Annotated in this window: 19 protein-coding genes and 3 tRNA genes; 8 read left to right on the top strand and 14 right to left on the bottom strand. The window is 67.4% G+C overall.

Going from position 1 to position 25,392, the window contains the following annotated elements:
• Positions 1–229 precede the first annotated feature (229 nt).
• Both AC07X5_RS14685 and AC07X5_RS14680 read left to right on the top strand, forming a co-directional pair.
• Complete coding sequence (locus tag AC07X5_RS14685; RefSeq protein WP_494770753.1) at positions 230–2,233, top strand: peptidase U32 family protein; 2,004 nt, start codon at positions 230–232, stop codon at positions 2,231–2,233.
• 150 nt (positions 2,234–2,383) lie between these two features.
• On the top strand, positions 2,384–3,667 hold the full coding sequence (locus AC07X5_RS14680) for an O-acetylhomoserine aminocarboxypropyltransferase/cysteine synthase family protein (protein ID WP_494770752.1): 1,284 nt from the start codon (positions 2,384–2,386) through the stop codon (positions 3,665–3,667).
• Between the two features lie 22 nt (positions 3,668–3,689).
• Here AC07X5_RS14680 and egtB read toward each other — a convergent pair whose 3' ends face one another.
• Positions 3,690–4,943, bottom strand: coding sequence for an ergothioneine biosynthesis protein EgtB (gene egtB, locus AC07X5_RS14675; RefSeq protein ID WP_494770751.1), 1,254 nt, complete (start codon positions 4,941–4,943; stop codon positions 3,690–3,692).
• An 82-nt stretch (positions 4,944–5,025) separates the two neighbouring features.
• Positions 5,026–6,129: an L-histidine N(alpha)-methyltransferase gene (egtD, locus tag AC07X5_RS14670; RefSeq protein WP_494770750.1), complete on the bottom strand. Its 1,104-nt coding sequence runs from the start codon at positions 6,127–6,129 to the stop codon at positions 5,026–5,028.
• A gap of 210 nt (positions 6,130–6,339) precedes the next feature.
• On the opposite strand from egtD, the gene AC07X5_RS14665 reads away from it, so the two are divergent.
• The 3 genes from AC07X5_RS14665 to AC07X5_RS14655 all read left to right on the top strand — a co-directional run bounded on the left by AC07X5_RS14665 (position 6,340) and on the right by AC07X5_RS14655 (position 8,401).
• On the top strand, positions 6,340–7,410 hold the full coding sequence (locus AC07X5_RS14665) for a metal-dependent hydrolase (RefSeq protein ID WP_494770749.1): 1,071 nt from the start codon (positions 6,340–6,342) through the stop codon (positions 7,408–7,410).
• Between the two features lie 107 nt (positions 7,411–7,517).
• On the top strand, positions 7,518–7,769 hold the full coding sequence (locus AC07X5_RS14660) for a DUF1272 domain-containing protein (protein WP_409957448.1): 252 nt from the start codon (positions 7,518–7,520) through the stop codon (positions 7,767–7,769).
• Positions 7,766–8,401: a LysE family translocator gene (locus AC07X5_RS14655; protein WP_409957447.1), complete on the top strand. Its 636-nt coding sequence runs from the start codon at positions 7,766–7,768 to the stop codon at positions 8,399–8,401. The genes AC07X5_RS14660 and AC07X5_RS14655 overlap by 4 nt, the downstream gene beginning before the upstream one ends.
• Here AC07X5_RS14655 and AC07X5_RS14650 read toward each other — a convergent pair.
• Together AC07X5_RS14650 and AC07X5_RS14645 are read right to left on the bottom strand one after the other, a co-directional pair.
• A complete protein-coding gene (locus AC07X5_RS14650) occupies positions 8,389–9,003 on the bottom strand; it encodes an OmpW/AlkL family protein (protein WP_494770748.1) in 615 nt (204 codons plus the stop codon). The two genes, AC07X5_RS14655 and AC07X5_RS14650, sit on opposite strands and share 13 nt — an antisense overlap.
• A 306-nt stretch (positions 9,004–9,309) precedes the next feature.
• Positions 9,310–10,302 carry a DUF808 domain-containing protein gene (locus tag AC07X5_RS14645; protein ID WP_494770747.1) on the bottom strand — a complete coding sequence of 331 codons (993 nt, stop codon included), beginning with the start codon at positions 10,300–10,302 and terminating at the stop codon, positions 9,310–9,312.
• Between the two features lie 206 nt (positions 10,303–10,508).
• Between AC07X5_RS14645 and AC07X5_RS14640 the strand changes: the two genes are divergently transcribed.
• Entirely contained in the window at positions 10,509–11,213 is a 705-nt protein-coding gene (locus AC07X5_RS14640) for a class I SAM-dependent methyltransferase (RefSeq protein ID WP_494770746.1), read from the top strand.
• A 77-nt stretch (positions 11,214–11,290) separates the two neighbouring features.
• On the opposite strand, the gene purL is transcribed toward AC07X5_RS14640, so the two are convergent.
• A complete protein-coding gene (gene purL / locus AC07X5_RS14635) occupies positions 11,291–15,286 on the bottom strand; it encodes a phosphoribosylformylglycinamidine synthase (protein ID WP_494770745.1) in 3,996 nt (1,331 codons plus the stop codon).
• 414 nt (positions 15,287–15,700) lie between these two features.
• Between purL and map the strand changes: the two genes are divergently transcribed.
• Both map and AC07X5_RS14625 read left to right on the top strand, forming a co-directional pair.
• Positions 15,701–16,516, top strand: a complete 816-nt coding sequence (gene map / locus AC07X5_RS14630; protein ID WP_409962899.1) for a type I methionyl aminopeptidase — start codon at positions 15,701–15,703, stop codon at positions 16,514–16,516.
• An 81-nt stretch (positions 16,517–16,597) separates the two neighbouring features.
• On the top strand, positions 16,598–19,189 hold the full coding sequence (locus tag AC07X5_RS14625; RefSeq protein ID WP_494770957.1) for a [protein-PII] uridylyltransferase: 2,592 nt from the start codon (positions 16,598–16,600) through the stop codon (positions 19,187–19,189).
• Between the two features lie 3 nt (positions 19,190–19,192).
• Here the strand turns inward: AC07X5_RS14625 and paoC are convergent, their stop codons facing one another.
• The 9 genes from paoC to AC07X5_RS14580 form a co-directional block, all read right to left on the bottom strand.
• Positions 19,193–21,400, bottom strand: coding sequence for an aldehyde oxidoreductase molybdenum-binding subunit PaoC (gene paoC, locus AC07X5_RS14620; protein ID WP_494770744.1), 2,208 nt, complete (start codon positions 21,398–21,400; stop codon positions 19,193–19,195).
• A gap of 3 nt (positions 21,401–21,403) precedes the next feature.
• A complete protein-coding gene (locus AC07X5_RS14615) occupies positions 21,404–22,354 on the bottom strand; it encodes an FAD binding domain-containing protein (protein WP_494770743.1) in 951 nt (316 codons plus the stop codon).
• The gene (gene paoA / locus AC07X5_RS14610) at positions 22,351–23,007 is read right to left on the bottom strand and encodes an aldehyde dehydrogenase iron-sulfur subunit PaoA (RefSeq protein ID WP_494770742.1); all 657 of its coding nucleotides are present in this window, start codon (positions 23,005–23,007) and stop codon (positions 22,351–22,353) included. The genes AC07X5_RS14615 and paoA overlap by 4 nt, the downstream gene beginning before the upstream one ends.
• A gap of 159 nt (positions 23,008–23,166) precedes the next feature.
• Positions 23,167–23,286, bottom strand: coding sequence for a helix-turn-helix transcriptional regulator (locus AC07X5_RS14605; RefSeq protein WP_494770741.1), 120 nt, complete (start codon positions 23,284–23,286; stop codon positions 23,167–23,169).
• On the bottom strand, positions 23,271–23,918 hold the full coding sequence (locus AC07X5_RS14600; protein ID WP_494770740.1) for a hypothetical protein: 648 nt from the start codon (positions 23,916–23,918) through the stop codon (positions 23,271–23,273). The genes AC07X5_RS14605 and AC07X5_RS14600 overlap by 16 nt, the downstream gene beginning before the upstream one ends.
• 29 nt (positions 23,919–23,947) lie before the next feature.
• Complete coding sequence (locus AC07X5_RS14595) at positions 23,948–24,583, bottom strand: YbhB/YbcL family Raf kinase inhibitor-like protein (protein ID WP_494770739.1); 636 nt, start codon at positions 24,581–24,583, stop codon at positions 23,948–23,950.
• Positions 24,584–25,081: 498 nt separating this feature from the next.
• Positions 25,082–25,158 (bottom strand) — tRNA-Asp (locus tag AC07X5_RS14590).
• 51 nt (positions 25,159–25,209) lie between these two features.
• A tRNA-Glu gene (locus AC07X5_RS14585) sits at positions 25,210–25,285 on the bottom strand.
• A 28-nt stretch (positions 25,286–25,313) separates the two neighbouring features.
• A tRNA-Ala gene (locus AC07X5_RS14580) sits at positions 25,314–25,389 on the bottom strand.
• Positions 25,390–25,392: the final 3 nt, after the last annotated feature.

The following is a 25,392-nucleotide window of genomic DNA, read 5'->3' as shown; positions in this document are numbered from 1 at the left end:
AGCGATCAGGGACAGGGCGAAGCGCGAACGGGAAGCAACGGACACGGGCAGAACTCCAATGAAGACAGACAAACAAATGAAAGAAGCCGGTGCCGGCACGGGGCCAGCGCAGGCATCCTAACCCTTCATCGGTACACCAGACTTGCACAACAGAATTGCATACAGTATTAGTCGAGCTAATTGGTATTCCCATTCGCTGGGAAAGCCCGGTGCTGGGATAATCAGGGCCATGTCCCTCCTGCCCCACCAGCTCGAACTGCTTGCGCCTGCGCGCGACGCAGATATCGGCATCGAAGCCATCAACCACGGTGCCGATGCCGTCTACATCGGCGGCCCGGCCTTCGGTGCCCGCGTGGGTGCGGGCAACGACATCCGGGACCTGGAGCGCCTGGTCAAGCACGCCCACCGCTTCAACAGCCGCATCTTCATCACGCTCAACACCATCCTGCGCGACGACGAACTCGAAGACGCGCGCAAGATGGCCTGGCAGGTCTACGAGGCCGGGGCCGACGCACTGATCATCCAGGACATGGGCCTGCTCGAAATCGACATGCCGCCCATCCAGTTGCATGCGAGCACACAGACCGACATCCGCACGCCCGAGAAGGCGCGCTTTCTGCAGGACGCAGGCCTCTCGCAGATCGTTCTGGCGCGCGAGCTCACGGTGCAGCAGATCGCTGCCGTGCACAGGGCCCTGGGCCCGGTGGATGCGCCGGGGCGCGCCAACATCGAGTTCTTCATCCACGGCGCGCTGTGCGTGGCCTACAGCGGCCAGTGCAACATCAGCCATGCACAGACCGGGCGCAGCGCCAACCGCGGCGACTGCAGCCAGGCCTGCCGCCTGCCCTACCAGGTGACCGATGCGCAGGGCCGCTTCATCGCGCACGACAAGCACGTGCTCAGCATGAAGGACAACAACCAGAGCGACAACATGCGCGCGCTGATCGATGCCGGCGTGCGCAGCTTCAAGATCGAAGGCCGCTACAAGGACATGGGCTACGTGAAGAACATCACGGCCCACTACCGCACCATCATCGATGGCATCATGGAAGAGCGCGAGTCCTCGGGCCACCCGCTGTCGCGCTCGTCCAGCGGGCGCACCACGTTCAACTTCACGCCCGACCCGCTGCAGAACTTCAACCGCGAGTTCACCGACTATTTCGTCACCGGCCGCAAGCAGGACATCGGCGCCTTCGACACGCCCAAGAACCCCGGCCAGGCCATCGGCTGGGTGACCAAGGTGGGCGCCGATTTCGTGGAGCTGGAAGTGAGCAGCCCCGCCACCGTGCTGCACAACGGCGACGGCCTGTGCTACTACGACCTGCACAAGGAACTGGTGGGCATGGCCATCAACCGGGCCGAGCCCGTGTCGCCGCGCAGCACCACACAGTGGCGCGTGTTCCCCAAGGACCCGATGGAAGGCTTCAAGGACCTGCGCAAGGGCACCGAGATCAACCGCAACCGCGACATGGACTGGGTGCGCACGCTGGACAAGAAGTCGAGCGACCGCCGCATCGGCCTGTGGGTCTACCTGTCCGAGACGCCAAAGGGCTTTGCCCTCACGCTGACCGACGAAGACGGCTTTGCCGGCGGCGCCCAGTTGGACCACGCCCACCAACCCGCGACCGACGCTGCCAAATCAGAGGCCAGCCTGCGCGAGCACCTGGCCCGCTTCGGCGCCACCATCTTCGCGGTGAACGACGTGGGCCTGCAGCTGTCGCAGCCCTGGTTCATCCCGGCATCGGCCGTGAACGCCCTGCGGCGCGACGCCCTGGCCGACCTGGAGGCCAACCGCGCCAAGGGCTTTCTGCGCCTGCAGCGCGCCACCCCGGTGGAGCCCCCGGCCCAGTACCCCGAAGACACGCTGAGCTTTCTGGGCAACGTGTTCAACCACAAGGCGCACGACTTCTACGTGCGCCATGGCGTGAAGGTGATCGATGCGACCTACGAGGCGCACGAGGAAGAAGGCGAAGTCAGCCTCATGATCACCAAGCACTGCGTGCGCTTTTCGATGAGCCTGTGCCCCAAGCAGGCCAAGGGCGTCACCGGCGTGCAGGGCACCATCAAGGCCGAGCCGCTGATGCTCATCAACGGCAAGGAAAAGCTGACCCTGCGCTTTGACTGCAAGCCCTGCGAGATGCACGTGGTGGGCAAGATCAAGCGCCAGGTGCTCAACCAGACGCGCGAGGCGCCGATGAACTTTTACCGCACGCGGCCGCAGCAGGGCAACTAAGCGGGCCTGCGCCGGCCTGCCATCACTGGCCGCATAAGCACATACGAAACGATTCGATCTGCCTCGGGAGGGGCGGTGGAAGAATGGGGCGGGCACTCCATTGGGGTGCTTGGCCCCCTCGTACCAACCCCTTCCAAGAGACAAGCCCTGATGCAGATCGAAACCCTCGCAGTCCACGCCGGCTACAGCCCCGACCCAACGACAAAAGCAGTCGCCGTACCCATCTACCAGACGGTGGCTTACGCCTTCGACAGCGCGCAGCATGGCGCCGACCTGTTCGACCTCAAGGTGCCGGGCAACATCTACAGCCGCATCATGAACCCGACCAACGACGTGCTTGAAAAGCGCGTCGCGGCGCTCGAAGGCGGCATCGCCGCGCTGGCCGTCGCATCGGGCATGGCGGCCATCACCTACGCCATCCAGACCATTGCAGAGGCGGGTGACAACATCGTCTCGGCCAGCACGCTCTACGGCGGCACCTACAACCTGTTCGCCCACACCCTGCCCCAGCAGGGCATCACCACCCGCTTTGCCGACCCGCGCGACCCGGCCAGCTTTGCCCAGCACATCGACGCGCGCACCAAGGCCATCTTCATCGAGAGCATCGGCAACCCCCTGGGCAACGTGACCGACATCGCCGCGCTGGCCAAGGTGGCGCACGACCATGGCGTGCCGCTGATCGTTGACAACACCGTGCCCAGCCCCTACCTGCTGCGGCCGATTGAACACGGTGCCGACATCGTCGTGCACTCGCTCACCAAGTACCTGGGCGGCCACGGCAACAGCGTGGGCGGCGCCATCGTGGACAGCGGCAAGTTCCCGTGGGGCCAGCACAAGGTGCGCTTCCCCCGCCTGAACGAGCCCGACGTGAGCTACCACGGGGTGGTCTACACCGAGGCCCTGGGCCCCGCCGCCTTCATCGGCCGCGCCCGCGTCGTGCCCCTGCGCAACACGGGTGCCGCGCTGGCGCCGCAGAACGCCTTTCTCATCCTGCAAGGCATCGAGACCCTGGCCCTGCGCCTGGACCGCATCTGCGACAACACCCTGGCCATCGCCGAGTACCTGCAGGCCCACCCCAAGGTCGAATGGGTGCGCTACGCCGGCCTGCCCGAGCACCCGGACCACGCGCTGGTGCAGCGCCAGTTGGGCGGGCGGGCATCGGGCATCCTGAGCTTTGGCGTAAAGAACAGCGATGCCGATCCGCGTGCGGCGGGCGCGCGGTTCCTCGATGCGCTGCAGCTGTTCACCCGCCTGGTGAACATCGGCGATGCGAAGTCATTGGCGACCCACCCGGCATCGACCACGCACCGCCAGCTCAATCCCGAGGAACTGGCCAAGGCGGGGGTGAGCGAGGGGATGGTGCGCTTGTCAGTGGGGATCGAGCACATCAGTGATCTGAAGGCGGATCTGGAACAGGCACTGGGCAAGGTTTGACGCCCTGCGGCCTGGCGACGCCTCACACGTCGCGCGCCAGGCGCACGCCGGAAAACTGCCACCGCGCAGTCGCCGGAAAGAAATTGCGGTAGGTGGCGCTCGTGTGCCCTGCCGGCGTGGCGCATGAGCCGCCCCGCAGCACATACTGGTTGACCATGAACTTGCCGTTGTACTCGCCCACGGCGCCCTCGGCTGTGCGAAAGCCGGGGTATGGGGCGTAGCTCGATTGGGTCCACTGCCAGGCGTCGTTGAACATCTGCGCCATGCCATCGCCCTGTGCAGCCTGGGGATGCAGCAGCCTGCCTTCCGCTGTGCGGCCCTGCAGGGGCTGCTGTGTGGCTGCGTGCTCCCACTCGGCTTCGGTGGGCAGGCGGGCACCCACCCAGCGGGCATAGGCATCGGCTTCGTAGTACGACAGGTGCACGGCGGGCAGCTCGCTGGCCAGGGGTACCAAGCCTGCCAGGGTGAACTCGTGCCAGGCAGCTCCACCCGGCCCTTCGCGGTGCCAGTAGATCGGCTGCACGAGGCCCTGCGCAGTGCGCCAATCCCAGCCTTCGGCCAGCCACAGCGCAGGGTTGCGATAGCCCCCGTCTTCGATGAAGGCGGCGTACTCGCCATTGCTCACCAAGCGCGATGCCAGGGCGTGGGGCTGCACGTAGACGCGGTGGCGCGGCAGTTCGTTGTCGAAGGCAAACGTGCCATCGCCGGCATGGCCAATCTCCACCACGCCACCATCGCTCTCGTGCCAGGCCAGGGGCTGGGCCGGGCTGCTGCTGGCGTCGGGCTGAAGCGCGTGGTAGGCCGGGAACAGCGGATTGCACGACAGCAGGTGCTTGATGTCGGTGACGAGCAGTTCCTGGTGCTGCTGCTCATGGTGCAGGCCCAATTCCACCAGCGCCATGAGCTGGGCGTCGTCGCCCCGCTGGGCCAGCAAGCGTTGCAGGCGTTCGTCCACATTGGCACGGTAGGCCAGCACCTCCGCCAGCGAGGGCCGGGTGAGCAGGCCGCGCTGCGGGCGCGGGTGCTTGGCCCCCACGCCGTTGTAGTACGAATTGAACAGCACGCGGAACGCGGGGTGGAACGGCGCGAATGCCGCCTCGTTCGGCTCCAGCACGAAGGTCTCGAAGAACCAGGTGGTGTGCGCCAGATGCCACTTGGCGGGGCTGGCGTCGGGCATGGACTGGGCGCAGGCATCTTCAGGCGACAAGGGCGCCACCAGGTCCACCGAGCGCTGGCGCACGGCGGCATAGTCGGCAGGCGTGGGGGCCGCGGTCATCAGCGCAGTGTGCCCCAGCGGGGCTGCATGCGCATGCGTTGCCGGGAAAACAGGGCGTGCGCCGGGCGGCTGCAGGCGCGCGTCAAGGCTGCGCATGGACCACCGCAAACCAGCCGCGCGGGTCGGTCCAGGCCTGGGCACGCGAGAAACCTGCGCGCGCCAGCATGTCGGTGAAGACGGGCAACGTGTACTTGTAGCTGTTCTCGGTGTGGATGCACTCCCCCACGGCGAAGTCGCGCACACCACCGCCGGCCCAGTGCACCTGCAGCGGCGCCATGGCCTGCAGGTGCATCTCGATGCGCGACTGCAGGGTGTTGAAGAAGGCCAGGTGGCGCCACTGCGTCGGGTCGAAATTGCTGCCGATGAGGCGGTTCACATGCGTGAGCACGTTGAGGTTGAAGGCGGCGGTGACGCCAGCCGCGTCGTCGTACGCGGCCTCCAATACGTCCACGTCCTTGGGCAGGTCGATGCCGATGAGGAGGCCGCCGTCGGCATCGGGCTCGCCCTCGCCATCGACCAGCTCGCGCATCTGCTCCAGCAGCATCAGCGCGTGCGGCGGGTCGAAGTTGCCGATGGACGAACCGGGGTAGAACACCAGGCGCCCGGTGCGCGGAATGTCGGCCGGCAGGGTGACGCCGCGCGTCATGTCCGCGCCGACGGCGCGCACGTCCATGTGCGGAAACTCTTCGCGCATGCGGGCCACGGCGTCCTGCAGAAAGTCGGCAGAGATGTCCACACCCACGAAGCAGGCCGGGTCCAGCGTGCGGCACAGGGTGCGCGCCTTTTCGCAGTTGCCCGCGCCCAGCTCGATCAGCGTGCGGCCCCGGCCCACGGCGGCGGCGATCTCGGCCGCGTGCTGCTGCATCACGGCATGCTCGGTGCGCGTGGGGTAGTACTCGGGCAGCCGGGTGATGGATTCGAACAGCTCCGAGCCCAGCTGGTCATAAAAGTACTTGGGCGAGATGGTGGCCGGCTGCTGCAGCAGGCCCGCAGCGATCTCGTCGAACACCGATGGGCTGGCCAGAGGCTGGGCAGCCACAGGGGCATCGGAGATTTCGGAATCGGATGCCAGCCCCTCGAAGGCCTCGAAGGCCAGGTGGGGTGGTTTGGCATTCCATGCCCCCTGGCGCGCTGCGCCCCGGGTTGGAAGCAAGGGCGAGGGGTTCTGGAGGAGTGCGTGGGCCATGGTTCCGAAGGTTAGCGGGGCCCCTCTGGGAGCCAAGTAGGACGAACGCGCATGTGCAGAGCCAGCGTCCGCCGGTCCTGTCATCCGGGCAAGCCACAATCATGGGCCCCAGGCGCATGCGATGCAAGCCGTGTTGTCTCTGCTGGCCCACATTTCGCTTGCAGACATCTCGTTGACACAACCCCTGTTGAACAAGGACACCCCCGCCCCATGGATTCACTGACCCAGATCGCCCTGGGCTCCGCCGTCACCCTCGCCACCATGGGCCGGCGCACCGCGGCCTGGAAGGCTGTCTTCTGGGGCGCCGTGGCCGGCACCCTGCCCGACCTGGATGCCTTCATCGACCATGGCGACGCCATGCTCAACATGGTGCTGCACCGCAGCAGCAGCCATGCCCTGCTCTACCTGACGCTTTTGTCAGGCCCGCTGGCCTGGCTGGTGGCACGCCTGCATGGCGAGATGCCACACATGCTGCGCTGGTGGCTGGCCCTGTGGCTTGCGCTGGTCACGCACCCGCTGCTCGATGCCATGACGATTTACGGCACACAGTTGCTCTACCCGTACACCAATTACCCGTACGGCGTGGGCAGCGTGTTCATCATCGACCCGCTGTACACGGTGCCGCTGCTCATCGGCGTGCTGGCCGCGCTGGTGGCACGCGGGCGCGACGGCATGCGCGGCCTGCGCTGGAACGCCTGGGCGCTGGTGTTCAGCACCGCCTACCTGGGATGGAGCGTGCTGGCCCAGCAGCATGTGGAGGCAATTGCGCGGGCCTCGCTGCAGTCGCAGGGCATCACGGCCGAACGCGTGCTGGTGACTCCTGCGCCCTTCAGCACCGTGCTGTGGCGCGTGGTCGCCATGACGCCCACGCACTACCTGGAGGGTTTTCGCTCATTGGCCGATGGCGGGCAGCAGGCCATGCGCTGGACGCGCCACGAGCGCGGTGCCGAGCTGCACGCCACCTACCAGGCCAATGCGCATGTACAGCGTCTGTCGCGCTTCACGCACGGCTTCTACCGCATGAGCGAGGCGGGCGGGCAGGTGTACATCACCGACCTGCGCATGGGCATGGAGCCCGCATACTCGTTCCACTTCGACATCGGCACGCCGCAGCAGGTGCTGACCGGCACCGCCAAGGCACGCCAGGAATGGCAGCGGCCTGACCTGGAGACCGCCCTGCCCTGGCTGTGGCGGCGGATGTGGTCGCTGGACAATGCACCCCTGCAGCCACCGCCAGGCACGGAACCCCCCACACAGGTACCTGCGGCCGCGACAAATTGAGTTGAGGCCAGTACAGACAGCCGCTCTGCCAGCAGCCGTCTGTACCTTGCAGTACCAGGCCGATGCGCATAGAGTGGCCGGGTCAAAGACCACCTTGAGACCCCGCCATGCTCCAGATGCGCCCCAGTTGCGAATGCTGCGACAAAGACCTGCCGCCCGACACCACCGAGGCACGCATCTGCACCTTCGAGTGCACCTTTTGCAGCACCTGCGCGGGCGGCAAACTGGGCGGCATCTGCCCCAACTGCGGCGGTGAGCTGCTGCAGCGCCCACGCCGGCCGGCATCCAGGCTCGCGAAGTTCCCGGCCTCGACCGAGCGCGTGCACAAGCCCCAGGGCTGCGGGCCGGTGCTGGCATGAACGCTACTACCCTCTTCGTCTTCTCCCTGGTCGCCTTGGTGGCCATTGCCACCCCGGGGCCCACGGTGCTGCTGGCGCTGGCCAATGGCTCGCGCTACGGTGTGCGGCGTTCGCTGCCGGGCATGCTGGGTGCGGTGGCGTCCGATTTCGTGCTGGTGGGCGCCGTGGCGCTGGGCCTGGGCGCGCTGCTCGCGGCCTCGGAGTTCTGGTTCTCGGTCGTCAAATGGGTGGGCGCCGCCTACCTGGCGTGGCTGGGGCTGCGCCTGCTGCGCTCGCAGGGCGGGCTGGACCTGTCGCAGGCCGGCGGTGCCGAGGGCGCGACGGCCCGCAGCATCTTCGCCAAGTCCTTCCTGGTCGCGGTGACCAACCCCAAGGGCTATCTGTTCTGCTCGGCCCTGCTGCCGCAGTTCATCGATGCCAGCGCGCCGCAGTGGCCGCAGTACGCGGCGATTGCAGTCGTGTTTGCGGGGCTGGATTTCGCGGTGATGCTGGCCTATGCCATCACCGGCGCCAAGGCCGTACAACTGCTGCGCCGCAGCGCTGTGGTCTGGCTGGACCGGTGCTGCGGCGGGGCACTGCTGGCCCTCGCCGGCTCGTTGGCGTTTTACCGCCGCAGCGCTCAGAACCTGTAGCCCAGGCCGATACCGAAGAGAACGGGATCGACCTTGAAAGTGCCCGCCTTCACACCGCCCGCAGACACATCGGTCTGGATATAGACCTTCTTCACGTCCACGTTCAGGTACAGATTCTTGGCCAGCGGAATGTCCATGCCCACCTGCAGCGCTGCGCCCCAGCTGTTCTTGTCGATGCCCACGCCGGCGGGCAGGTGCACGCTGGAGAAGCGTGTGTAGTTCAGGCCAGCGCCCACATAGGGCTTGAAGCCGGGGGCATCGAAGTGGTACTGCAGCAGCAGCGAGGGCGGCAGGTGCTTGAGGGTGCCGATCTTGCCGCCGAGCGTGCTGGCGCGCACGTCGTGCTTCTGCGGCACGGTCAGGACCAGTTCGGCGGCGATGTTCCTGGTGAAGAAGTAGGAGACATCGACTTCGGGAATCACCTTGTCGTTAATCGACAGGCCCAGGCCGGTGGTGTCCTTGTTGGCGCTGTCCAGGTGCACGGCGCGGGCACGCACCAGCCAGGGGCCGTTGGCGTCTTGTACGCCTTGTGCCATGGTGGCGCCGGATGCCAGCGCACAGGCGGCCACCAGGGCCAGTTTCAGCAGCTTGTTGTTGTTCATGGAAGCGATTCGATGCGGTTGAACGGGGACGACCCCCGTGCAGGCATTGGGCCCCCGCGCGCGCCGATGCGCCTTGCCACAGATCAACCATCGGCACCGCTGGCGCGGCGCGCCACCGACCCAGCGCCCAGGCTTCGATCCGGATCAACAATCTGTGCGTCACCCGCGGCGCATGAAACTGGCGCGGCCTAAGCCAGCGCCCCCGCGCAAGGTCCGCCCCGCCGCGCTGGGGGCGTCCCCCTCCCGAATCGCGTAGCGAGTCGAGAGAGGGGTGAAGGCGCGCAGCGCCTCAGGGGGTGCTTCACTTCAGTGCGCGGTCGCGCCCTTGCCACGCATTTTTTGCACGACGGTCACCACGGCCACCACCAGGCCACCCGCGACGATGCCCACCACCGCATTCAGCAGATTGGAGATCAGCCCGCCCCAAAGAGCGCCCGCAGGCCAGGTGCCGGCTGCAGCGCCCGCCCCTTCCACGGCATGGTGCAGCGCCGGAATGCCGTGCACCAGGATGCCGCCGCCCACCAGGAACATCGCGGCCGTGCCGGCAATGGACAAAAATTTCATGAGCCAGGGGGCCGCATTGACGATGCCCGTGCCCAGTGCCTTGGCCACGGCGCTGCGCTTGTTGTTGAGCCACAGGCCCAGGTCGTCGAGCTTGACGATGCCCGCCACCAGGCCATACACCCCCACCGTCATGATCGCGGCAATGCCCACCAGCACGGCCACCTGCTGCGCAAACGAGGCCGTCGCCACCGTGCCCAGCGTGATGGCGATGATTTCTGCCGACAGGATGAAGTCGGTGCGCACGGCGCCCTTGATCTTGTCCTTTTCCATGGCCACCAGGTCCACGGCCGGGTTGGCATTGGCCTGGGCACGGCTTTCGTGCTCGGCCTCGTCCTTGCTCTCGCTGTGCAGGAACTTGTGGGCGATCTTCTCGAAGCCCTCGAAGCACAGGAAGGCGCCGCCGATCATCAGCAGCGGCGTGACGGCCCAGGGGGCGAAGGCGCTGATCAGCAGCGCCGCCGGCACCAGGATGGCCTTGTTGACCATGGAGCCCTTGGCGACGGCCCAGACCACGGGGATCTCCCGCTCGGCGCGCACGCCGGTGACCTGCTGGGCGTTGAGCGCCAGGTCATCACCCAGCACGCCCGCCGTCTTCTGTGCGGCCACCTTGGTCATGACCGACACGTCGTCGGCCATGGCGGCACTCTTCTTGGCCGCCACCTTGGTCATGAGGGCGACGTCGTCGAGGATGGTGGCGATATCGTCCAACAGGGCTAGAAGGCTGCCAGCGGCCATGGGATGTCCTTGGGTGGTGTTTCGGTCAAAGCGCCGACTATAGCAATGACCTGGGTCAATTCCACACGCTGCCAGGGGCCACCGCACGGCGCCGCAAAGGCCTTGCAGAGGATGCGGCCCGCCGTGGCTTTGGCAAAAGGCGCATACTCGGCGCCCACACCACCAACCTTTTGGGGTCCCTTGACAACGGGCTTCTCGCCCGAGCCATGCCAGGCTACCTCACCAAGCAAGACAGCGTCGCCATTGCCGGCGCCGCCAACCTCACCATCCGTTCGCTGCTCGACAAACAGCAGTTCTCCGACCCCCTGGGCGAGGCGGAGCGGCTGGGCATCTCGTCCGCCCTGTGGCCGTTGTTCGGCCTGCTGTGGCCCTCGGGCGAGCAATTGGCCGAGCGCATGGCCACCCGGCCGCTGCAGGCTGGCGAGCGCGTGCTGGAGATCGGCTGCGGCCTGGGCCTGGCCAGCCTGGTGTGCCACCGGCGCGGCATGGACATCACCGCCAGCGACGGCCATCCGCTGGCGGACCGCTTTCTGCTCGAAAACCTGCGGCTGAACGCACTGCCGCCCATGAAGTACCGTGCCGGGCACTGGAATCCACCGCAAGGCCCCGAAGGCGACGGCCCCGCTGCCAGCACCGTGAGCGGCCGCTTCGACCTGATCATGGGCAGCGACGTGCTCTACGAACGCGACGCACGCGCCACACTGGCCGGCTTCATCGACCGCCATGCCGAGGTGGGCGCACAGATCTGGATCGTGGACCCCGACCGCGGCAACCGCCGCTCCTTCCACAGGCAGATGGCCGTGCACCGCTTCGAGGTGGTGGAAGAACGCCTGGACCACCCGGCCCTGGACGACCGCCCCGCCTACAAGGGCCGGCTGCTGGTGTACCAGCGGCCTGATCTCGCCCGGTAGGTTCTCACCGTCCATGAAAAACGGGGCCGAAGCCCCGTTGGATCTTCATTGCCACCGCGGTGGCAATCCCGACACCGTCACCCCACCCATTTCCGCGCATTGCGCCAGATTCGCATCCACGGGCTCAGCTGGCTCCGGTCGCCGCTGGTCCAGCTCATCTGCACGTTGCGGAACACGCGCTCGGGGTGCGGCATCATGGCCGTGAAGCGGCCGTCGGCCGTGGTCACGGCCGTGAGGCCGGCAGCGCTGCCGTTGGGGTTGAAGGGGTACTGCTCGGTCGCCGCGCCATGGTTGTCCACGAAGCGCATGGCGGCGATGGCCTTGTCGGCATTGCCGCGGTAGCGGAAGTTGGCATAGCCCTCGCCGTGCGCCACGGCGATCGGCAGGCGGCTGCCGGCCATGCCCTGCAGGAACAGGCTGGGCGATTCCAGCACCTCCACCATCGACAGGCGGGCCTCGAAACGCTCGCTCTGGTTGGTGGTGAAGCGCGGCCAGTCCTGCGCGCCGGGGATGATGTCGGCCAGCTCGGCAAACATCTGGCAGCCGTTGCATACGCCCAGGCCGAAGGTGTCCGCGCGGCCGAAGAAGCCCTGGAACTGCGCGGCCAGCACCGGGTTGAAGGTGATGCTGCGCGCCCAGCCGATGCCGGCACCCAGCGTGTCGCCATAGCTGAATCCACCGCAGGCGACCACGCCCTTGAAGTCGGCCAGCTGGGCACGGCCGGTCTGCAGGTCGGTCATGTGCACATCGTAGGCCTCGAAACCCGCTTCGGTGAAGGCGTAGGCCATCTCGATGTGCGAGTTCACGCCCTGCTCACGCAGGATGGCGACCTTGGGGCGCGCGAGGTTGATGTACGGCGCGGCCACGTTGTCGGCCGTGTCGAATGTCAGGTGCACGTGCATGCCCGGGTCGGCCGGGGCGCCGGCAGCGGCGTGCTCGGCATCGGCATTGGCAGGGTTGTCGCGCTGCTGGCAGATCTTCCAGCTCACGGCATCCCACACCTGGTGCAGGTCGGACAGGGGCGCGCTGAAAACGGCCTTGGCATCGCGCCAGACCTGCAGCTCGCCCTTGCCCGCGTCGATGGTCGACGAGGCCGGACGCGTCTTGCCCACGAAGTGGCTGAAGCGCGACAGGTGGTGCTCACGCAGCAGCTGCATCACTTCGTTGCGCTCCGACGTGCGCACCTGCAGCAGCACGCCCAGCTCCTCGTTGAACAAGGCCTTGAGCGTGAGTTCCTCGCGGCGGGCGCTGACCTGGCTGGCCCAGTTCTTGGCGTCGCCGGTTTCCATGCGGCTGTCGCTGATGCCGTCGCCTTCGGTGACCAGCAGGTCCACGTTGAGCGCAACGCCCACATGGCCGGCAAAGGCCATTTCGGCGGCAGCGGCCAGCAGGCCGCCGTCGCTGCGGTCGTGGTAGGCCAGGATCTGGCCCTTGGCGCGCAGCGCATTCACGGCGTTGACCAGGTTCACCAGGTCCTGCGGGTCGTCCAGGTCGGGTACCGTGTCGCCGCTTTGCTCCAGCGTCTGGCCCAGGATGCTGCCGCCCATGCGGCTCTGGCCCTTGCCCAGGTCGATCAGCACCAGGGTGGTGTCTTCCTCGGTCGCATTGAGCTGCGGGGTGAGCGTGCCGCGCACGTCGGCCAGCGAGGCGAAGGCGCTCACGATCAGGCTCACGGGCGAAGTGACTTTCTTGGTCGCGCCCTCGTCCTTCCACTGGGTGCGCATGGACAGCGAATCCTTGCCCACGGGGATGGAGACACCCAGCGCCGGGCACAGTTCCATGCCCACGGCCTTCACCGTGGCGTAGAGCGCCGCGTCTTCACCGGGCTCGCCGCAGGCGGCCATCCAGTTGGCGCTGAGCTTGACGCGCGGCAGCTCGATGGGCGCGGCCAGCAGGTTGGTGATGGCCTCGGCCACGGCCATGCGGCCCGAGGCGGGAGCATTGATGGCGGCCAGCGGCGTGCGCTCGCCCATGCTCATGGCCTCGCCGGCAAAGCCCTTGTAGTCGGCCAGGGTCACGGCGCAGTCGGCCACTGGCACCTGCCAGGGGCCGACCATCTGGTCGCGGTGCGACAGGCCGCCCACCGTGCGGTCGCCGATGGTGATGAGAAAGCGCTTGGAGGCCACCGTGGGGTGGGCCAGCACGTCGATCACGGCCTTTTGCAGGGGCACGCCCGTGAGGTCCATGGGCGCGAACTCGCGCTCTACGGTGGCCACGTCGCGGTGCATCTTGGGCGGCTTGCCCAGAAGCACGTTCATGGGCATGTCCACGGGCAGCTTCTGGTCGCCGCCGGCCACGGCCGTGTCGTCCAGCACCAACTGGCGCTCTTCGGTGGCGGTGCCGATCACGGCGAAGGGGCAGCGCTCGCGCTCGCAGAAGGCCTGGAACTGGGCCAGCGAACCGGGGGCGATGGCCAGCACGTAGCGTTCCTGGCTCTCGTTGCTCCAGATTTCCTTGGGCGCCATGCCCGATTCTTCGAGGGGCACGGCGCGCAGGTCGAAGCGTGCACCGCGGCCGGCGTCGTTGGTCAGCTCGGGGAAGGCGTTGGACAGGCCGCCCGCGCCCACGTCGTGGATGGCCAGGATGGGGTTGGCGTCGCCCTGCGCCCAGCAGTGGTTGATGACTTCCTGTGCGCGGCGCTCGATCTCGGGGTTGCCGCGCTGCACGGAGTCGAAGTCGAGCTCGGCCGCATTGGTGCCGGTGGCCATGGAGCTGGCCGCGCTGCCGCCCATGCCGATGCGCATGCCGGGGCCACCCAGCTGGATCAGCAGCGAGCCAGCGGGGAATTCGATCTTCTTGGTCAGGCCTGCGTCGATCACGCCCACGCCGCCCGCGATCATGATGGGCTTGTGGTAGCCGCGCTGCACGCCACCGACGTTCTGCTCGTACTCGCGAAAGTAGCCCGCCAGATTGGGACGGCCGAATTCGTTATTGAACGCCGCGCCGCCCAGGGGGCCTTCGACCATGATCTGCAGCGGGCTGGCGATGTGCTCGGGCTTGCCCACTTCGCTGCCCCAGAGCTTGGACACGGTGAAGCCCGTCAGGCCGGCCTTGGGCTTGGAGCCGCGGCCTGTGGCGCCTTCGTCACGGATCTCGCCGCCCGCGCCGGTGGAGGCACCGGGGAAGGGCGAGATCGCCGTGGGGTGGTTGTGCGTTTCCACCTTCATCAGCACGTGCTGGGTGGCCTCGCTCTTGGCATAGCCGGGCGCACCGGCCTCGCCCATGCGGGCGATGAAGCGCTCGACCTGGTGGCCTTCCATCACCGAGGCGTTGTCCGAATACGCGATCACCGTGTGCTGGGGCGCCAACTGATGGGTGTTGCGGATCATGCCGAACAGGCTCTTGTCCTGCGCCACGCCGTCGATGGTGAACTCGGCGTTGAAGATCTTGTGGCGGCAGTGCTCGCTGTTGGCCTGGGCGAACATCATCAGCTCGACGTCGCTCGGGTTGCGCGCCAGGCCGGTGAAGGCGTTGACCAGGTATTCGATCTCGTCCTCGGCCAGCGCCAGGCCGAAGCGGGTGTTGGCCGCCTCCAGCGCGGCGCGGCCGCCGCCCAGCAGATCCACATGCTCCATGGGCGCGGGCTGCAGCTCGGTGAACAGGGCAGCGGCGCCGCTGCGGTCGGCCACCACCGATTCGGTCATGCGGTCGTGCAGCAGCGCGGCGACCTGGGCCACCTGCTCGGCATTCAGCTCGGGCGTGCCGCCCAGCAGGCCGGGTTTGAGGGAAACGCGGTATTCGGTGATGCGCTCCACGCGGCGGATGGCGATGCCGCAGTTGCGAGCGATGTCGGTGGCCTTGGAGGCCCAGGGCGACAGCGTTCCCAGGCGCGGGGTGACGACGATGACGGCGCCGCTGTCCGGCCCGGCGTAGGGGTCGCCGTAGGTCAGCAGGGCGGCCAGGCGCTCCTGATCGGCCGCCGAGGGAGCCGTATCGGTGGCAACCAGGTGCACGAAGCGCGCAGCGATGCCGGTGATCTTGGGGTGGATGGCCTCGAGGGCGGGCTGGAGTTGCTGGGCGCGGAAGGTGCTGAGGGCGTTGCCGCCCGCCAGCGTGGTCATGTGCAAGGTCACGGTAGCGGCCTGTTGGGGGTGTGAGGGGTACGTGGGCACAACCGCCGCCCCGTAAAAAGTCTGCGCAGGCAGCGGTTAGCCTCCCATTTTAACCGGCCGTGTGCAAGCGCATGCAGCGTCAGAACCTGTTCACGATCTCCCAGGGGTCGCGCAGCGGCCTTGGCGGGATGGGATGCTAGGCGCGGTGCGCAGTTGATAGCCCCGCTATCAACAAGCGCCGCAACGCCGCAGACCGCCCGCCAAGGCCACTGCCCTTCGGGTTGGAGCGAAATCGGGCGATTGGACGCCCCGGCTGCTTGCATGGGCATGAGCCCATGCGGCGCCCCCGAAGCATCCACTCATCCCGATTGCGCTCCAACGCGATCCCCTGCGAGATCGTGAACAGGTTCTTCACCGCAATGGGATAATCCCCCTATGACGATCAACATCAAAAGTGCACAGGACATCGAGGGCATGCGCGTGGCGTGCCGCCTGGCGTCTGAAGTGCTGGACTACATCGCCCCCCACATCAAACCCGGCATCACCACGAACGAGATCGACCGGCTGGCCGCCGAATGCATGGCCCAGCAGGGCACCATCTCGGCCACGGTGGGCTACCAGCCCCCGGGCTACCCGCCCTACCCCGCGTCGCTGTGCACCTCGGTGAACCATGTGGTGTGCCATGGCATCCCCAACGACAAGCCCCTGAAGAAGGGCGACATCGTGAACGTGGACGTCACCGTGATCACCAAGGACGGCTGGTACGGCGACAACAGCCGCATGTACCTCATCGGCGAGGCATCCATCGCCGCCAAGCGCCTGTGCGCCATGACTTTCGATGCCATGTGGCACGGCATCGTGCAGGTCAAGCCCGGCGCCCACCTGGGCGACATCGGCCACGCGATCCAGAAGTTTGCCGAGGGCCACGGTTTTTCCGTCGTGCGCGAGTTCTGCGGTCACGGCATCGGCCAGCGCTTCCACGAAGAGCCCCAGGTGCTGCACTACGGCAAGCCCGGTACGCTCGAAGAGCTCAAGCCCGGCATGGTGTTCACCATCGAGCCCATGATCAACGCCGGCCGCCGCGAGGTGAAGGAACACGGCAACGACGGCTGGACCATCGTGACCAAGGACCACAGCCTCTCGGCCCAGTGGGAGCACACGGTGCTGGTCACCGAAACCGGCTACGAGGTGATGACCATCTCGGCCGGCTCGCCGCCACTGCCGTCCTTTGTGACTTCCACAAAGACATAAAAAGCCAGCGGGAAACCCGCTGCGCACGACTTTTGCGTGGAACACTGCATGGCCACATCGACTGCATCGCTCTCTCCGTCCATGACCGAAATCCACGCCCTGCGGGACGCCTACCGCCGCGACAAGGCGGCCCTGATGGCCTCCATCCAGGCCACGGGTGCGTCCACGCGCGGCATCCGGGTGCTGCTGCGCAAGCTCTCCACCCTCGCGGGTGAATTGCTGCAGCAGCTGTGGCAGCGCGCCGAGCTGCCGCCCGACCTGGCGCTGGTGGCCGTGGGCGGCTTCGGCCGCGACCAGCTGTTTCCCTACTCCGACGTGGACGTGCTGCTGCTGCTGCCAGACGACCGCGCGGCCGATGGCTGCAGCGTGCTGCGCGCGCAGCTCGAAGGCTTCATCGGCAGCTGCTGGGACGCGGGGCTGGAGATCGGCTCCAGCGTGCGCACCATTGCCGAATGCCTGGCCGAGGCGGCCGCCGACGTGACGGTACAGACCTCGCTGCTCGAAGCAAGGCAAATCTGCGGCAGCACCGAACTTTTCGCCCGGTTCCAGGAACAGTACCGCGCGCAGATGGACCCGCAGGCCTTCCTGGTCGCCAAGACGCTGGAGATGCGCCAGCGCCACAACAAGTACGAGAACACTCCCTATTCGCTGGAGCCCAACTGCAAGGAGTCGCCCGGCGGCCTGCGCGACCTGCAGATGATTTTGTGGGTGGCCCGCGCCGCGGGCCTGGGCAGCACCTGGAAGGAGCTGGCCGCCAACGGCATGGCCACGGCCTTCGAGGTGCGCCAGATCGAGCGCAACGAGGCCGTGCTGTGCCTGATCCGCGCGCGCCTGCACGCGGCGGCCGGCAGGCATGAAGACCGGCTGGTGTTCGACCTGCAGACCGCCGTGGCCGAGTCCTTTGGCTACCGCTCGCAGGCGCCCGACGGCTCGCGCCTGCCCATGCGCGCCAGCGAGGCCATGATGCGCCGCTACTACTGGGCGGCCAAGGCGGTCTCGCAGCTCAGCCAGATCCTGCTGCTCAACATCGAGGAAGCACTCAACCCCTCGGCGCACGAGCCCCGCCCCATCAACGAGCGCTTCTTCGAGAAATCCGGCCTGATCGAGGTGGCCAGCGACGACCTGTACCTCAAGGACCCGCACGCCATCCTGGAGACCTTTCTGCTCTACCAGACCACGGTGGGGCTCAAGGACCTGTCGGCGCGCACGCTGCGGGCGCTGTACAACGCCCGCAGCGTGATGGACGGGGCCTTCCGCAGCGACCCGGTGAACCGCGCCGCATTCATGCGCATCCTGCAGCAGCCGGCCGGCATCACGCATGCCATGCGGCTCATGAACCAGACCTCGGTGCTGGGGCGCTACCTGTGGGCGTTCCGCGGCATCGTGGGGCAGATGCAGCACGACCTGTTCCACGTCTACACGGTGGACCAGCACATCCTGATGGTGCTGCGCAATGTGCGCCGCTTCTTCATGGCCGAGCATGCGCACGAGTACCCCTTCTGCTCGCAGCTGGCCGGCGGCTGGGACAAGCCCTGGCTCCTGTACCTGGCGGCACTGTTCCACGACATCGGCAAGGGCCGGGGCGGCGACCATTCGCAGATCGGCGCCATGGAAGTGCGGCGTTTTTGCCGCCAGCACAAGGTGGAGCGCGAGGACGCCGCACTCGTCGAATTCCTGGTGACCGAGCACCTGGCCATGAGCCGCATCGCGCAGAAGGAAGACCTGAGCGACCCCGACGTGATCGCCGCCTTCGCCAGGCGCGTGGGCAACGAGCGCTACCTGACGGCTCTGTACCTGCTGACGGTGGCCGACATCCGCGGCACCAGCCCCAAGGTGTGGAACGCCTGGAAAGGCAAGCTGCTGGAAGACCTGTACCGCGCCACGCTGCGCGCCCTGGGCGGGCGGGCACCCGATGCCGCGGCCGAGGTCGAGGCCAGGAAGCGCGAGGCCCTGGTGCTGCTGGCCCTGAGCGCCCTGCCCTTCGAAGCCCACAAGGCGCTGTGGGCCACGCTGGACGTGAGCTACTTCATGCGCCACGAGGCGGCCGACATCGCCTGGCACACGCGCCACCTGTCGCGCCACGTGGGCGCACCGAAGCCCGTGGTGCGCGCGCGCCAGTCACTGGCCGGCGATGGCCTGCAGGTAATGGTCTACGCCCCCGATCAGGAAGACCTGTTCGCACGCATCTGCGGCTATTTCGACCGCGCAGGCTTCAGCATCCTGGACGCGCGCGTGCACACGGCCAACAACCAGCATGCGCTCGACACCTTCCAGATCGTGGCCGATGACCAGGCCGGCCACTACCGCGAGCTGACCCACATGGTGGAGAGCGACCTGGTGCGCGTGATCGAGGAAGGCGGCCCCCTGCCCGAGCCCACGCGCAAGCGCGTCTCGCGCCGGGTCAAGAGCTTCCCGTTTGCGCCGCGCGTCACCCTGCGCCCGGACGAAAAGGCCCAGCGCTGGCTGCTGGCGATCTCGGCCAGCGACCGCGCCGGCCTGCTCTACCTGGTGGCCCGCGTGCTGGCCCAGCACCACCTGAGCGTGCAACTGGCCAAGGTCAGCACCCTGGGTGAGCGGGTGGAAGACACCTTTCTGGTGCAGGGACCCGAGCTGCAAAACAACGCGCGGCAGATCCAGATCGAGACAGAACTCCTCAAAGAACTCTCGTCATGACGGTCAAGGCATGGGCGGCAGCTTGTCGAGCAGCTTGTCCAGCGTGACCGGATAGTCGCGCACGCGCGCGCCCATGGCGTTGAACACGGCGTTGGCAATGGCCGCGCCCACGCCGCACAGACCCAGCTCGCCCACGCCCTTGGCCTTCATGGGCGAGGAAGTGGGATCGGTCTCGTCCAGGAAGACCACCTCCTGGTGCGGAATGTCGGCATGCACCGGCACCTCGTAGCTGGCCAGGTCGTGGTTCACGAAGAAGCCTTGGCGCTTGTCCACGGCCAGATCTTCCATGAGCGCGGCGCCCACCCCCATGGTCATGGCGCCGATGACCTGGCTGCGCGCCGTCTTGGGGTTGAGGATGCGGCCCGCCGCGCACACGGCCAGCATGCGGCGCACGCGGATCTCGCCCGTGGCCACGTCCACCCCCACCTCGACGAAGTGGGCACCGAAGGTGGACTGCTGGAATTTCTTCTGCAGGTCGCCATACTCCATGGTGTCTTCCACCACCAGTTCGCCCTCGGCGGCCGCCTCTGCCAGAGGCACGGAGCGCTCGCCCGCGCGCACCATGCCATCGGCGAATTGGGCTGTTTCGGACGGCAGGCCCAGCTTCTGGGCGATGGCTTCGCGCAGCTTCACGCAGGCTGCATACACACCCGCGGTGGACGAGTTGCCGCCCCACTGCCCGCCCGAGCCAGCCGACACGGGAAAGGCCGAATCCCCCAGGCGCACCATGACCTTGTTGACCGGCACGCCCAGCATCTCGGCCGCGGTCTGGGCGATGATGGTGTACGAACCGGTGCCGATGTCGGTCATGTCGGTCTCCACCGTGACCGTGCCGCGCTGGCTGAGCCGCACGCGCGCGCCCGACTTCATCACCAGGTTGTTGCGAAACGCCGCCGCCACGCCCATGCCCACGAGCCAGCGGCCATCGCGCACCTGGCCGGGCTCCGCCCGGCGCTGGCCCCAGCCAAAGCGCTCGGCTCCGGTGCGCAGGCATTCCACCAGTTGCCTTTGCGAAAACCGGCGCTCGGGATTTTCGGGGTCGACCTGGGTGTCGTTGATCAAGCGGAACTCCACCGGGTCGATGCCCAGTTTGATCGCCATCTCGTCCATGGCGATCTCCAGCGCCATCATGCCGGGAGCCTCGCCCGGGGCCCGCATCGCATTGCCTTCGGGCAGGTCGAGCACGGCCAGGCGCGTGGCGGTCAGGCGGTGGGCACCGGCGTAGAGCAGTCGCGTCTGGTTCACGGCCGTCTCGGGCTTGCCCTCGGGCAGGTCGCCCGACCAGCTTTCGTGCGCAATGGCGCTGATCCGGCCGTTCTTCGCGGCACCGATGCGGATGCGCTGGATGGTCGCGGGCCGGTGCGTGGTGTTGTTGGCAATCAAAGCCCGCTGCAGCGCCACCTTCACGGGCTGGCGCGCCGCCTTGGCCCCCAACGCGGCCAGCAGCACATCGGCCCGGATGAAGAGTTTGCCGCCAAAGCCACCGCCCACGAAGGGCGAGACCAGGCGCACGTTTTCCTTGGGGATACCGAGGGTCTTGGCCAGGTCGCCCACGCTCCAGTTGACCATCTGGTTGGCGGTCCAGACGGTGAGTTTGTCGCCATTCCACGCCGCCGTGGTGGCATGCGGCTCCATCATCGCGTGCGACTGGTCGGGCGTGGTGTAGGTGGCATCGTGCTGCACGGGCGCGGCATCGAAGGCCTTGTCGAACTGGCCCTTGCGGGTGTCGGCCGGCGATCCGTCCTGCTCGGGCGGTTTCTGCGCCCCATGGCGGGCCGCAGCCAGGTCGAACTGGCCCGGCGTGCGCACGTACTGCACCTTCACCAGCTGCGCAGCCGCCCGCGCCTGCTCGAAGGTGTGGGCCACGACCAGGGCCACGGCCTGGTGGTAGTGCTGCACCTCGGGGCCGGCAAGCAGATGGGCGGTGTTGAACTGGCCCTTGCCCAGGGCACCCGCCGTTTTGGCGGTGACAATGGCGATCACGCCAGGCGCACCCTGCGCGGCGCGCAGGTCCATGGACTCGATGCGGCCCTTGGCAATGGCGGCGCCGACCACCACGCCATAGGCAGGGCGGGCGACTGCGTCGTGGCGCTCGTAGGCGTAAGGGGCCGTGCCGCTGGTCTTCATGGGCCCGTCGATGCGGTCCGTGGCTTGGCCGATGAAGCGCAATTGGTCGATGGGGTTGGTGGTGGCGGGGGTGTCGAATTTCATGCTTCAGCTCCTGGCTTGCGCCAGCACGGCGGCGATGGTGCGCTCGGCCAGCGCCAGCTTGAAGGCGTTGTCGTGCCCCGGCTGGGCGCCAGCCAGGAGCCTGGCCGCAGTGGCCTTGGCGCCATTGGGCAGCTCGGCCTCTGCCGCCTCCACGCGCCAGGGCTTGTGGGCCACGCCACCCAGCGCGATGCGCCCCGTGCCATTGCGCTGCACGATGGCCGCCACCGAGACCAGCGCAAACGCATACGAGGCGCGGTCGCGCACCTTGCGGTAGAGGTGCGTGCCACCCACGGGCCGGGGCAGGGTCACGGCAGTGATGAGCTCCCCCGGGGCCAGCACCGTCTCGACCTGCGGCGTGGTGCCGGGCAGGCGGTGGAAGTCTGCAATCGGTATCACGCGCGTGCGGCCATCGCCGCGCACCGTTTCCACCTTGGCGTCGAGCACACGCAAAGCCACGGCCATGTCGCTCGGGTGCGTGGCGATGCAGGCCGGGCTGGTGCCGACCACCGCATGCTGGCGCGTGACACCGCCGATGGCGCTGCAGCCGCTGCCGGGCTGGCGCTTGTTGCAGGGCATGTGGGTGTCGTAGAAATACGGGCAGCGTGTGCGCTGCAGCAGGTTGCCCGCCGTGGTGGCCTTGTTGCGCAGTTGACCCGAGGCGCCCGCCAGCAGGGCACGCGAGAGCACGGCGTAGTCCCGCCGGATGCGTTCGTGCGCGGCCAGGTCGGTGTTGCGCACCAGGGCACCGATGCGCAGGCCACCGTCGAGCGCAGGCTCCACCTTGTCAAGCTGCAAGGCATTCACGTCCACCAGGTGCACGGGGTTCTCGATCTGCAGCTTCATCAGGTCCAGCAGGTTGGTGCCGCCCGCGATGAACTTGGCACCCGGCACCCGCTCCACGGCGGCAGCGGCTTCGGCGGGCGACTGCGCCCGTTCGTAGGTAAAGGGCCTCATGTTCTTGCTCCCGCCACTTCGGTGATGGCATCCACGATGTTGGAATAGGCGCCGCAGCGGCAGATGTTGCCGCTCATGCGCTCGCGCAGTTCTTCGGCCGACAGCAGCGGCCGCGCCGTGAGGTCGGCGCTCACATGGCTGGGGATTCCTTTGCGGATCTCGTCGAGCACGCCCACGGCCGAACAGATCTGCCCCGGCGTGCAGTAGCCGCACTGGTAGCCGTCGTGCTTCACAAAGGCCGCCTGCAGGGGGTGCAGGTTGCGCGGCGTGCCCAGGCCTTCCACGGTGGTGATCTGCGCACCCTCGTGCATCACGGCCAGGGTCAGGCAGGCATTGATGCGCCGGCCATCGGCGATGACGGTGCAGGCACCGCACTGGCCATGGTCGCAGCCTTTCTTGGTGCCCGTGAGCTGCAGGTGTTCGCGCAGCGCATCCAGCAAGGTCGTGCGCGTGTCCAGCTCCAGCTCGCGCGGCTGGCTGTTCACGATGAACGTGACCTTGGCGACCGGGATGGGAAAAGTCACGCCGGGTGGCTGCGGCGTCGCCGGCACCTGGGCACTGGCAGTTGGGGTTGCCGTTGCGGCGCTGGTGGCAGCGCCGGCGATCAGCAGGTCGCGCCGGGAGATCGCCGGCAGTGCAGTCGCTGGATTCATGGTGTTGTCCTGTGGGGGCGGATCGGTCCATGGTGGGCGCACGCGCATGCCGAGCCATGGCGGCAGCGTCCTGAATCCACGTAGGACGATTGCCCGCAGCCCTCCCCACCGGCAAAGCAGGCGCAGCGAGGGAAAACCCTAGTGAACCGCCGAAGGCAGCTAGCCGAAACGCGCACGGAAGCGCTCGGCACAGCCTGCCCGGGACTGGTACCCGCAGGCCGGCGCAATGCGCGGAACGCTCCACGACGTGGTCTGCACCAGCATCAGGGCGTGGTGCATGCGGATGTCGACCAGCAGAACATCGACGCGCACATGCTCCTGCGCGTTGTGGCCTCGCCGATCAAGGTGCGCAAGCGCCCCGATGTGCCCTGGCGTTCGGCCCTGAAGAGATGGCCATGCTCCGCCAAGGCGGCCAGCAGGTCCATCAGGCGGTAGCGCAGGCGCTCGTCGCTGATGCGCACATTGGCCGCGCCGCCCACCACATGCCGCAGGCTCGCGGCGAGGTCTTCGTCCCACGGCATCTGCCTGAAGGCCGGGGCAGCCGCGGCCTCCACCTCGGCCGGCGGCCGGATGCGGTGAAAGGCGTCCGGCGAGTCCGCCGACAGCGTGAGCAGCACGGAACGAAAGCGCTGCTCTGCACCACCCGGTGTCTTCACCAGCTCTGCGCAGGTGGCCGGCTGGACGAGCGGCAGCGAGGTGGGAGACTCCGCCACCACCGCACTGCCACTGCTGCCATCTTCCAGCTGCAACCGTCCGGCCACGGCCAGCACCAGCGTCGCTTCATGGAACAGGAAACGCGGCGTGTGCTGCGGCGGCTCCAGGCGGGGCTGGGCCAGACCGCACAGGCCGTGCCGCCACACCGGAGCACCCGCGGGCAGGGACCAAGCCAGATTCGCGCCGCCGCCCGCCATGGCAGCAGGCGGCAAGGCGCCCCTGGCACTCAGACGGCAGGTACCGCGGGGTTGAGGCTGTAGAGACCGGTCAGGCTGGCCTGCGCCAGCACGGGTGCAGAGGCCAGGGCGGCACGCACATTCGCACCGTTCAACGGCCCCTGCACGACCAGGGTGGGTGCGGCCAGCGCATACACCGTAAAGACGTAGTGGTGCACCAGGGTGTCGTTCCACGGTGGGCAGGGGCCGTCATAGCCGTAGTAGTCGCCCTTCATCTGCTCGTCGCCCGCGAACCAGCCGGTGTAGTCGTTGATGCCATGGCGCAGGCCGCCGGGTGCCGCAGGGCCGCTCTTGCCACGGGGCGTGACGGCGCTCGACTGCGCACCCGCTGCGATTTGCGTGGTGCCTGCCGGAATGTCGAGCAGCAGCCAGTGGAAGAAGTCCACACGTGGCAGCGCGGCAGGCACCTCACGGCCTTCCTGGTTCACGTCGTCGCCCCGGCTGGGTACATCGGGGTCATGGCAGACCACGACGAACGACTGCGTGCCCTCGGGCGCGCCGCTCCACTCGAGGTGCGGATTGCGGTTGGCCGACAGCGCGACATGCGATGCGGCATCGGGGACGGCAAAGGCAAATTCGCCCGGAATGGCCTGGCCGTCTTTGAAGCTGTGGCTGGTGAGTTGCATGGTGATCCCATCCTTGGAGGTTGGCAGTGAAGAGGAATCCGGTGACCGGCAGGCACCGGAACGCATCGGGATTCTAGGGACAGGCCAGTCGGCACGGGTTCCTCATCCGATCAAACTGGCCACCAAACGCGTCGATCTGAGGGCTCTTGGCATGTCGTATCGGTACAGGCGCTGCACGTCGAACACTTGGACGGCGACATGGGCTGTGGGCGGAGGTAGGAAGGCCCCCAAGCCCAGCCGTCTGGAGGGATGTACCCGATGGCAGGCGACCCCTGCCACATCAACCAGTCAGGCAGCGATAAACGGAAGCAAGCCATTGCATGCGCAGTGATGGTACCGGCAGCCGTCCGGACGCAAGAACGGTGTTGGACGCTGGTACGCGGCCCTCCCTGATTGCACATGCAAAAACGCCGCACGCATTTGTCCGCGCTTGCATGCAAATCAAAATGACCAATGAAAAAGCCGATGCAAATCAGAAATTTGCATCGGCTTTCATAATGGCGGAGTGGACGGGACTCGAACCCGCGACCCCCGGCGTGACAGGCCGGTATTCTAACCAACTGAACTACCACTCCTGGTAGATAGCTTTCGCCTGCATTTTTCAACACAGGCCAAGCGCTACAACTTGGCGACCCTACGGGGATTCGAACCCCGGTACTCACCGTGAAAGGGTGATGTCCTAGGCCTCTAGACGATAGGGTCAAAACCTTGGAACTAACCGAAAAAAACGTGGTGGAGGTAAACGGGATCGAACCGATGACCTCTTGCATGCCATGCAAGCGCTCTCCCAGCTGAGCTATACCCCCACG

The organism is Acidovorax sp. GW458-11-26-14-TSB4 (assembly GCF_059423865.1).
Note: the sequence above shows the minus strand (reverse complement) of the source record. Positions and strands in the feature narration are given on the sequence as shown.

What these genes read in the sequence shown, in the direction of transcription:
- egtD (WP_494770750.1), bottom strand. Translation starts at nt 6,129, where the DNA reads ATGGCCCACGCACTCCTCCAGAACCCCTCGCCCTTGCTTCCAACCCGG.
- map (WP_409962899.1), top strand. Translation starts at nt 15,701, where the DNA reads ATGACGATCAACATCAAAAGTGCACAGGACATCGAGGGCATGCGCGTG.
- AC07X5_RS14625 (WP_494770957.1), top strand. Translation starts at nt 16,598, where the DNA reads ATGACCGAAATCCACGCCCTGCGGGACGCCTACCGCCGCGACAAGGCG.
- AC07X5_RS14680 (WP_494770752.1), top strand. Translation starts at nt 2,384, where the DNA reads ATGCAGATCGAAACCCTCGCAGTCCACGCCGGCTACAGCCCCGACCCA.
- AC07X5_RS14595 (WP_494770739.1), bottom strand. Translation starts at nt 24,583, where the DNA reads ATGCAACTCACCAGCCACAGCTTCAAAGACGGCCAGGCCATTCCGGGC.
- AC07X5_RS14660 (WP_409957448.1), top strand. Translation starts at nt 7,518, where the DNA reads ATGCTCCAGATGCGCCCCAGTTGCGAATGCTGCGACAAAGACCTGCCG.
- AC07X5_RS14615 (WP_494770743.1), bottom strand. Translation starts at nt 22,354, where the DNA reads ATGAGGCCCTTTACCTACGAACGGGCGCAGTCGCCCGCCGAAGCCGCT.
- AC07X5_RS14645 (WP_494770747.1), bottom strand. Translation starts at nt 10,302, where the DNA reads ATGGCCGCTGGCAGCCTTCTAGCCCTGTTGGACGATATCGCCACCATC.
- paoA (WP_494770742.1), bottom strand. Translation starts at nt 23,007, where the DNA reads ATGAATCCAGCGACTGCACTGCCGGCGATCTCCCGGCGCGACCTGCTG.
- AC07X5_RS14685 (WP_494770753.1), top strand. Translation starts at nt 230, where the DNA reads ATGTCCCTCCTGCCCCACCAGCTCGAACTGCTTGCGCCTGCGCGCGAC.
- AC07X5_RS14650 (WP_494770748.1), bottom strand. Translation starts at nt 9,003, where the DNA reads ATGAACAACAACAAGCTGCTGAAACTGGCCCTGGTGGCCGCCTGTGCG.
- egtB (WP_494770751.1), bottom strand. Translation starts at nt 4,943, where the DNA reads ATGACCGCGGCCCCCACGCCTGCCGACTATGCCGCCGTGCGCCAGCGC.
- paoC (WP_494770744.1), bottom strand. Translation starts at nt 21,400, where the DNA reads ATGAAATTCGACACCCCCGCCACCACCAACCCCATCGACCAATTGCGC.
- AC07X5_RS14605 (WP_494770741.1), bottom strand. Translation starts at nt 23,286, where the DNA reads ATGCACCACGCCCTGATGCTGGTGCAGACCACGTCGTGGAGCGTTCCG.
- AC07X5_RS14600 (WP_494770740.1), bottom strand. Translation starts at nt 23,918, where the DNA reads ATGGCGGGCGGCGGCGCGAATCTGGCTTGGTCCCTGCCCGCGGGTGCT.
- AC07X5_RS14665 (WP_494770749.1), top strand. Translation starts at nt 6,340, where the DNA reads ATGGATTCACTGACCCAGATCGCCCTGGGCTCCGCCGTCACCCTCGCC.
- AC07X5_RS14655 (WP_409957447.1), top strand. Translation starts at nt 7,766, where the DNA reads ATGAACGCTACTACCCTCTTCGTCTTCTCCCTGGTCGCCTTGGTGGCC.
- AC07X5_RS14640 (WP_494770746.1), top strand. Translation starts at nt 10,509, where the DNA reads ATGCCAGGCTACCTCACCAAGCAAGACAGCGTCGCCATTGCCGGCGCC.